This window comes from Pseudoduganella sp. RAF19 (assembly GCF_052114165.1).
Classification (GTDB): domain Bacteria; phylum Pseudomonadota; class Gammaproteobacteria; order Burkholderiales; family Burkholderiaceae_D; genus Rugamonas.
This window is the reverse complement of sequence record NZ_JBFREF010000011.1, coordinates 226,589-234,319: the sequence shown is the minus strand read 5'-3', so window position 1 is coordinate 234,319 and position 7,731 is coordinate 226,589. Positions and strand designations below refer to the sequence as shown.

Below are 7,731 nucleotides of genomic sequence, written 5' to 3'. Positions count from 1 at the left end.
CGCTATGCCGTTGCAGTAAAACGGAAGCTCAGCTCAGAACTATTTGATCGTCTTGCACGTGACCCGGACGAAACTGTTCGCGCCGCAATCGCGCATAACGCAAAGGTTCCAATTGAAGTGCTCAGATTACTCGCAAAWGATGATTCCTCTTTAGTGTCGTCTGTTGCGTTAGCCCGAGTTGCCTCTTAACGGCCAGTTGCAGACGGTCCAAAAAAATCGTACGAGAATTTCTTGCTTCCAGAAATACGTAGTCAGTATGTCGAATACCTCAATGCCAATGGTGCCTTTGAGGGGTTTACGACCGACGAAGATCCACCAAGCTACGTTGCGCTTTGGACGATAGAAGAGATTCCTGGGCATAATCGGGACATCGATGTCGAGGCGCTCGCTCCGGGTTTTATTGCATTTGCGGGAAATGGTGGTGGGGAAGTGCTAGCATTCGATGCGTCTGGCATCGTGTATATGCTACGGATGATTGGCATGGCATCCGATCGCGCAATTCGTGTGGCCGATAATTTTCAATCATTGGCAGAACGATTCGTACGTTGACGGCCAGAAGCGGCCTCGTAAAGTGTTCGACCACGATTAGGAACCCAGTCCGACGTATGCCCGGATTATCGATACCATTAGATTTTCCACTCACCGAATTGGTGGGGCAGGAGTTAAGCAATCTATCAATTGGCCGTCATTATCTGATGCTCAGCTTCATTCAGCTCAAGATATTGGTGGCAAATAGCCCCAAGTACGGCAACGGAGCCCGCATCGAAATTGAGGCGGGATTTGAGTACCGCCCCACGAGTGGCGCAGTTGTGAAAGCTCACAACCAAGATTTGGCCGCACCGGCAGCTTATCTCTTGCCACTCTTAGGCCAATCAATCACGCGGGTCGAGCGTCTTCCAAATAATGAGTTATGGCTCCAGTTTGGAGATTTGGGAGCTTTGATTCTGACCGTTGATGAGCAGGGCTATGAGTCGTACCATCTCCACGTAGCAGGCGATTCAGTCGATGTGACAAAAGAATTCTGACAGTCCGCAATGGGGGGGGCGGTAACCGACGGTCATCGACAACGATGAAGTTGTCGACCGTGAGTTTCCCGCCTCGAACTTGGAATCATCACTTTGCCGGAGGCGAGGTTTTGCTTCCAGCGACGCGACGGCGCATCGCGAAAAGGCCAATGGTGCCTACGGCCAGCAGGGCCAACGTGCCAGGTTCGGCCACTGCGGCGCTTTGGGCGGGAGCGGCGGCGCTGGCAAATGCCAAGGGGGCGGTGAAGCTTGCGTTCTTCACTTGGCCCGCACCGTTTGAGCCCAGCACAGAGATGGTGAAATAGTGGGAGCCGGCATTCAGCAGGATGTCGTCGAAGAATTCATAGTGCGAGCCGGCGTTGGAGGGTGTTAGCGCGGTCGAGGCTCCGTCCAGGAAGAGATTGAACGTCACGCCGGGCTGGCCGGTGTCGTCGATGGAAAAATCGACCGTGGACTTTTGTGCGACGGTGACGGTGACGAGATTGCCGTTGCCCAGAAATTCCTGGACGGCGCCCCCGTTTTTCCACTTGATGACGCCGGTCGAGCCGGAAGCAAGGTCAATGACGCCGGCCTGCGCTGCAGTGGCCGAAATACCCAGCAGGGTGAGCGCAATGAGTTTTTTGAACATGATCTTTCTCCGATAGTTATGCGTTATTCAGCAAACGGCCTTGGCCCGGCTGCCGGCGCGACGCCAGGCGCGGACCAGGCTGTCTTCCAAAGCGCCTGCAGTGAACGGCTTGATGACGTAGCCCGTTGCTCCCTGCTGGAGCGCGGACTGAACGCTGTCGGCATCCCGACGGCTTGAAGCGACCACGATCACCAGATCCGGACAGAGTGCTTTCAGTCGCGGGATATCCTCCGCAATGACGCCGTTCCGCGAGTCGCCGTCGAGGATGAGCATGTCGGCCTCTTGCAAAGAAGCCTTTTGCATCGCCGCTTCCAACGAGCCTGCTTCGCCTGCAATGTGAAAAGCTGAGTCACGTAAAACCATGCGCATCAGTGCGCGCGTGGCTTCAGCGCCATCGATAATGAATACTTGGGTAGCCATCGTTGTTACCGTTTTTTTGCGCCAATCAGTCGAGATCGGCGATGTCAAAAGCCCGGATTTGAGGGGGGAAGAATCTGGAGTTCCCGCTGGAGGAGGCGGGACAGGCGTCAGCGGGCGGGATTAGGCCGGTTGAACGGTCGAGAAGACAATTCGGATTTTAGCAAATTACCTAAACGCATCAACAATTTATTGACTTCAAGTTGCATCGGCGCAACCGGCTTACATTTGCTTGAACAGGTGCAGGTACGCGCGGCTGACGAGCAATTCCTCGGAGCGTGCCTTCAACTTCAATAGCGTGCGGCCACGGAAATCGCGCTTTGTGCCTTCGATGTGTTTGATTGCCACCACGGTGCCGCGATGCACTTGCCAGAAGCGGCTGGCGTCCAGTCCATCGATCAACTCCTTGAGCGGTGTGCGGATCAGCGACTCGCCCGCGTCGGTGAACACGGACACGTATTTGTCGTTGGCTTCGAAGTAGATCACTTCGTCGATCGAGATCAGGCGGGTTTCGTTGCCGTGTGCCGCGTGAATCCAGTCGAGACGGGGCGTTGCTGGCGCCTGACCCAGCGCGGCGGCGAGGCGCGCGAACAGGTCTGGCGCGAGTGGCGCTTCGACCGATCCGGCCAGCTGGCGCTTGAGCTTTTCGACAGTGCGGCCCAGGCGCTCGCGGGTTGGCGGCTTGAGCAGATAGTCCGCCGCTTCGCGTTCGAAGGCATCCACTGCGTACTGATCGTAGGCCGTCACAAACACCACATGCGGCGCGGCCTTGGTGCCCTGTAGCTTGCTCGCGACTTCCAGCCCGGTCAGGCCCGGCATGCGGATATCGAGAAAGGCGATCGATGGCGACAGTTCATCGATCAGGCTTAGCGCTTCAATGCCATTGCCCGCGGTGGCGATGATCTTCAGCTCCGGCCACAGCTCGGCCAGTTCGGCTTTGAGAAAATCAACGAGCACCGGCTCGTCGTCTGCGATCAATGCGGTGTGCATGTCTCTCCTGTAGTCGATATCGGAATGCGCAAGGTTACGCTGACGCCGCCCGCGGAATTTTCGGTGATGCTCAAGTTACCATCGCGGCCGTACAGCGCCGCGATGCGCTCGCGCAGATTGGACAGGCCCACACCGCCGCCAGGCTTGCTGGATGCAGTGCTGCGGAAACCGACGCCGGTGTCGCTGATGACGATGCACAGATGGCGCGCTTCGATGCTTGCCTCCAGCACGATTTCGCCGCCGGCGATCTTTGGCTCCAGACCGTGGCTGATCGCGTTTTCCACCAGCGGCTGCAGTAGCATCGGCGGCAGCGGCAAGCGCGCCGCAGCGCCGGCGAGTTCGATACGGTAGCGCAGGCGATCGCCCATGCGCAGCTTCATCAACTCCAGATAGGCGGTGATCGTATCGATCTCGCGCTGCAATGGCGTGTCATTGCAGCGGCTTGCGGCCAGCGTGGCACGCAGGTAGTCGATCAGGCGTTCCAATAGCAGGCGGGCGCGATCGGGTGCAGGCTGAATCAGGCCGACTGCATTGGCCAGCGTGTTGTAGAGGAAGTGCGGCTCGATCTGAGCCTGCAGCATGCGCAGCTGCGCTTCCAGTGCGCGGCGTTCGGACTCCAGTGCGCGCTGCTGCTCGGCGGCCAGGCGCTCCTTGGCGGCCATTTCGCGTTCGCGCATCAGGTAAAGGAACATCAGCACGCAGGACACCAGGACCGCAACAACGGCGAAGCTTTGCACCACGCTGGGCGTAAAGATGTTATGGCGCGCTGCCGTGGGGTTGAGAAGAACGATGCCGATGAAGTAGCCGCCGAAGACACCTGCTGTCGGCAGGGCCGTGTAATAGGTAGCGCGGCGCCAGCCCCTGGCTTGCTTCAGCCATCGCCCGAGCAGCGCGTCACCCAGCACGAATAGTCCATGAATGGTATAGGAGATCGCCATCGCAATAAGGAAATCGCCCCACAGTTGCTCGACAAGCCGCTCCTTCGGCATGCTATACGCCTGCAGCACAAAAAAGAACAGGCAGAAGCCGACGCCGAGGATGAAGGTATAGACCAAATCGCGCACCAGGCCCGGCCGCCATGTGCGGAGCAAGGGCATTTGTCCAAGCGGATGTTCACTGACGGTGTCGGCGCGTGATTTGGTCATGGCGTGAGTCTAAACAGGCAATGCTGAAGCGGCAAGGAAATTGCCGTGGAAGCAGAGCGGCGCGGCATAAGGCAGACGCGCCCGCGCCACAGGACCCTGCGCCAGGTGCGCGCCATCGAAGACCGAAATCACGGTCTGCTGTTTGCGTACGTCGTAAGCTGTGCCAAGCAGCCATTGGCCTTTGCCCGATGCCTTGGCTACCGGGATGTGCTCCTCCGCGATCCAATCCAGGCCGTATTCAAAGCGATCCGTGCGGCCGCTCTCGACGTCAATGCGCGCGATGCCCGTCATGCCAAACTGGGTTGCCTTATCCTTGGTCGTGACGAAGAGCTGGCGATAACGGTTGCCGATATCGGCTGATGCTACGCGCGGGAATTCCGTCCGGCGCAGCAAGGTTTCGCTGCGCGCGGTGCCGCGCGTCAGATCGAGCGTGATGAGCACCGTGTCCGGCTCCGCCCGATGGATGGTTTCGCCATGCATGACGGCGCCCAGCCCGCGAATACCGCTGTCGTCTGCGGCCACGCAGGCATCCAGACGAATGGTATTGCCCTCATCCCAGCCATTGCCCAGGTGGATCGCCATCGCGGCCGGCATTTCAATGATGCGGCGAAGGGTGAAGTCGGCGCGGTCGACTACGACGGCGCGCATCGGACGGTAGCCGTTCCACACATGCGACCCGAGATAGGTCGTGTGCTCGCCGCGATGCAGGTCGATCGGAGGCACCAGGAAGACCATATAGCGTGCGGTCACGACGAAGTCATGCACCATTGCCAGCTGCGGCACATCGATCATGCCGAATTTTCCCAGAGCGCCATTGGCATCGACACGCCACAGCAGCAGCTTGTCGGCGCCCAGCACCAAGCCAAAATTCCACAGCACGCCGTCAGGTGTGATTTTGGGGTGCGCCGAGAAAGGCATGGCGGCGAGATCATCGCGCCAGGTCTTGATGCCGCGGGTGGACAGGCTGCCCGGATCGAGCTCCGTCGCCGAGCCGCCTTCCCACAGCGCATACAGCTTGCCGGCATGCGGCACCAGATTGGTGTTGGCGGCATTGGCCGTGTCGTTATTGGCCAGATGGCGGCGCTGCACATCGGTGTCGAAGGCCGAGTACAGGAACTGGCCCGCAGCCGATTCCTCGACATATTTCTGGGTACGGATGAAATGCCCTTCGTGTTGCACGCTGCCGCCGCTGATGTGCCATGCCTGTGCCATGCCGTCGCCATCGAACCAGTGGTGATAGCGTTCGCCGCCCAGCTCCAGCCGTGCCGGCCCGTTGCGATAGAAGGTGCCGCGCAGTTCGGCCGGCCAACGCCCTTCGATGGCCGCTGCCGTGCTGATATCGGCGGTGGCGCCCTTCAGCGCGGCCAGGCGCGGATTGCCGGCCAGGCTCGCGAGATAAGCATCCCTGGTTTCGTCTGCACGCGCCCACGCTGGAATCGCCAGCATCGTGCCGCCTGCCGCTAAGCCGCGCAGGAAGTTTCGCCTGTCCATGGTCTTCTCCTTAGTGCAGATTGATGGTGGCTACGCTGCCTTCTTCAGACAGGTGCACGCGGGCCTGGTCAAAGCTGGGAGGTCCGTAGTGGCCTACCGCGTCATTGCTGAAACCATAGGGTTCGACCGGCATGCCGACGGGGTTTTTATCCAGCGCGCCGTTGCCGTTCTGATCGTGGAAGGCGGTAAAAGCGTAGTCGCCGGCAGGCAGACCGAGGATGGCCACACTGACCTTACCTTCCTGCGCATCGGCGGCAGCAACGCGGGCTGGCTGCTTGAGGAAGCCCTCCGCGCGGTCATATACGGCGACCAGCACCTTGCCCTTGGCATTCTTCAGTCCCGTCACATCGATGGTCAGGTCGGCTGCATATGCCATGCCGTTGGCTAACAAGGCAGCGGCGATCAGGTATTGGGGAAACGGCTTCACGGCTTTTCTCCTTGGTGTTTGCGATAGCTGCATCTTGACCCGCCTACCGTAGCGCCGTGCGGGCTTGCGACGAATCGACCGCCAGGCGGCGCGAATTGCACACCGCGTTCGCGATTTGCTGCCGAGGTGCACCAAGCGGCTGGTTCTTGTATACAATTTGTGAAATGTTTAATCCTCAACCACTGATACAGCGAGTCCCGCTGGGTGACGACCGGTTCTGCCTGGTCGTGGATAACTTCTTTAGCGAGCCGCAGCACATGGTGCAGGCAGCGATTGCCCGGCGCGGGCAGTTTGCCGCAGCGCCCGTCAACTGCTATCCCGGCATTGAACAGCCGATGACGTCGGAGTTCGACCGTCATCTGCACCAGCATGTCGCCCAGCACCTGTTGCCGGCCTTTGGCGGCGGCGAGTTATTGGGCATGGCGACGCGCATGTCGCTGGTGACCCTGCCGCCGGATCAGCTTATGCCGCAGCAGCGCATCTGCCACCGCGACGCCCGTTCGTGCGCGCCGGGCGAGGGCGCCGTGGCATCGGTGATGTATTTGTTCGAGGATGCGCGCATGGGCGGCACCAGTTTTTACCGCGCGATGCGCCATCCCGACGAGATTGATTTTCTGCTGTACCAGGCGCGCATGATGGAAAACACGGCTTTCAGCAAAGTGATTGGCGCGGAACCCTGCTACTTCAACGGCGACGGGCGCTACTTCGAAAAGATCTGCACCGTCCCCGCAGCCTGGAACCGCGCCATCTTCTACGACGCGACCATCTTCCATTCCGGCCAGATTGACGCGCCCGATTTGCTGGATGTCGATCCAGCGCGCGGACGGCTGACCATCAATGCCTTCATGCGCTATCGCCTGGCGGGCATTTAAGCCAGCTTGATCGACAGCTCAACGTCTTCCGCGAACGGGATCGACAGGTAGCCGCCTGCTGGCGCGCGGACGCGGGCCATGTAGTCCGGCGCGTAATCGGCGTTGTCGGCGACGATCAGCGCGCCGGGCTTGAGGCGGCTTTCCACCAGGTCCAGGATTTCCGGATAGAGCGCTTTGGCGCCATCGAGCAGGAGCAGGTCGATTTGCTCCGGCAGATCGGACGCCAGCGTTTGCAATGCGTCGCCTTCGCGAATTTCGACCAGGTCGAGCAGGCCACCCGCTTTCAGGTTTTCACGTGCGCGCACGACTTTGGATGGTTCGAACTCGGTGGTGATCAGCTGCCCGCCGCCGTTGTCGCGCAGCGCCGCGGCGAGGTGCAGGGTCGAAAGGCCGAAGGACGTGCCGAATTCGACGACGGTTTGTGCCTTGCTGCTGCGGGCCAGCATGTACAGCAGCTTGCCGGTTTCGCGCGACACGGGCAGCGGCACGTCTTTCAGCTGTTCGTACAGGTCCAGATACTCGGTCTTGCTGCGCATCAGGCGCTCATGTTCGTCGCGGGACAGCGCTGCGAGGGCTGGAACGTTCAGCGGACTCATTGCGTCGGCCTCTTCGAACAGGTTGTGCAGCAGGGGCGCAACAGGTGAAGTGGTGAGGGTGGTCATGGGGTGATTCCTTTCTGAAGTAAGAGCGGTAATAATATGAATAATCCTTCACATTTCATATTCGCGTTACCGAC

General features: G+C 59.9%; 11 protein-coding genes. 4 read left to right on the top strand and 7 right to left on the bottom strand.

Translation table 11 applies throughout. The features are described 5' to 3' along the window. The 3 genes from AB4Z19_RS26855 to AB4Z19_RS26845 form a co-directional block, all read left to right on the top strand. A partial coding sequence (locus AB4Z19_RS26855) for a hypothetical protein (protein WP_442036635.1) occupies nt 1-189 on the top strand: 189 nt, incomplete at its 5' end. A 42-nt stretch (nt 190-231) separates the two neighbouring features. Beyond that, nucleotides 232-549: an SMI1/KNR4 family protein gene (locus AB4Z19_RS26850; RefSeq protein WP_442023807.1), complete on the top strand. Its 318-nt coding sequence runs from the start codon at nt 232-234 to the stop codon at nt 547-549. Nucleotides 550-605: 56 nt separating this feature from the next. Then, nucleotides 606-1,025, top strand: a complete 420-nt coding sequence (locus AB4Z19_RS26845) for a hypothetical protein (RefSeq protein ID WP_442023805.1) — start codon at nt 606-608, stop codon at nt 1,023-1,025. A gap of 88 nt (nt 1,026-1,113) precedes the next feature. Here AB4Z19_RS26845 and AB4Z19_RS26840 read toward each other — a convergent pair whose 3' ends face one another. The 6 genes from AB4Z19_RS26840 to AB4Z19_RS26815 all read right to left on the bottom strand — a co-directional run bounded on the left by AB4Z19_RS26840 (nt 1,114) and on the right by AB4Z19_RS26815 (nt 6,123). After that, entirely contained in the window at nt 1,114-1,653 is a 540-nt protein-coding gene (locus tag AB4Z19_RS26840) for a PEP-CTERM sorting domain-containing protein (RefSeq protein WP_442023803.1), read from the bottom strand. A gap of 27 nt (nt 1,654-1,680) precedes the next feature. Then, nucleotides 1,681-2,073: a response regulator gene (locus AB4Z19_RS26835; protein ID WP_442023801.1), complete on the bottom strand. Its 393-nt coding sequence runs from the start codon at nt 2,071-2,073 to the stop codon at nt 1,681-1,683. Between the two features lie 219 nt (nt 2,074-2,292). Continuing rightward, complete coding sequence (locus tag AB4Z19_RS26830) at nt 2,293-3,060, bottom strand: LytR/AlgR family response regulator transcription factor (protein ID WP_442023799.1); 768 nt, start codon at nt 3,058-3,060, stop codon at nt 2,293-2,295. Beyond that, nucleotides 3,045-4,205 carry a sensor histidine kinase gene (locus AB4Z19_RS26825; protein WP_442023797.1) on the bottom strand — a complete coding sequence of 387 codons (1,161 nt, stop codon included), beginning with the start codon at nt 4,203-4,205 and terminating at the stop codon, nt 3,045-3,047. Before AB4Z19_RS26825 ends, AB4Z19_RS26830 begins: the two co-directional genes overlap by 16 nt. A gap of 9 nt (nt 4,206-4,214) precedes the next feature. After that, nucleotides 4,215-5,696, bottom strand: coding sequence for a carotenoid oxygenase family protein (locus AB4Z19_RS26820; RefSeq protein ID WP_442036633.1), 1,482 nt, complete (start codon nt 5,694-5,696; stop codon nt 4,215-4,217). A gap of 10 nt (nt 5,697-5,706) precedes the next feature. Next, complete coding sequence (locus AB4Z19_RS26815; RefSeq protein ID WP_442036631.1) at nt 5,707-6,123, bottom strand: DUF2141 domain-containing protein; 417 nt, start codon at nt 6,121-6,123, stop codon at nt 5,707-5,709. 164 nt (nt 6,124-6,287) lie between these two features. On the opposite strand from AB4Z19_RS26815, the gene AB4Z19_RS26810 reads away from it, so the two are divergent. Beyond that, nucleotides 6,288-6,995, top strand: coding sequence for a DUF6445 family protein (locus tag AB4Z19_RS26810; RefSeq protein ID WP_442036629.1), 708 nt, complete (start codon nt 6,288-6,290; stop codon nt 6,993-6,995). Here AB4Z19_RS26810 and AB4Z19_RS26805 read toward each other — a convergent pair. Beyond that, entirely contained in the window at nt 6,992-7,657 is a 666-nt protein-coding gene (locus AB4Z19_RS26805; protein ID WP_442023789.1) for an O-methyltransferase, read from the bottom strand. The genes AB4Z19_RS26810 and AB4Z19_RS26805 overlap by 4 nt on opposite strands. Between the last annotated feature and the right edge of the window lie 74 nt (nt 7,658-7,731).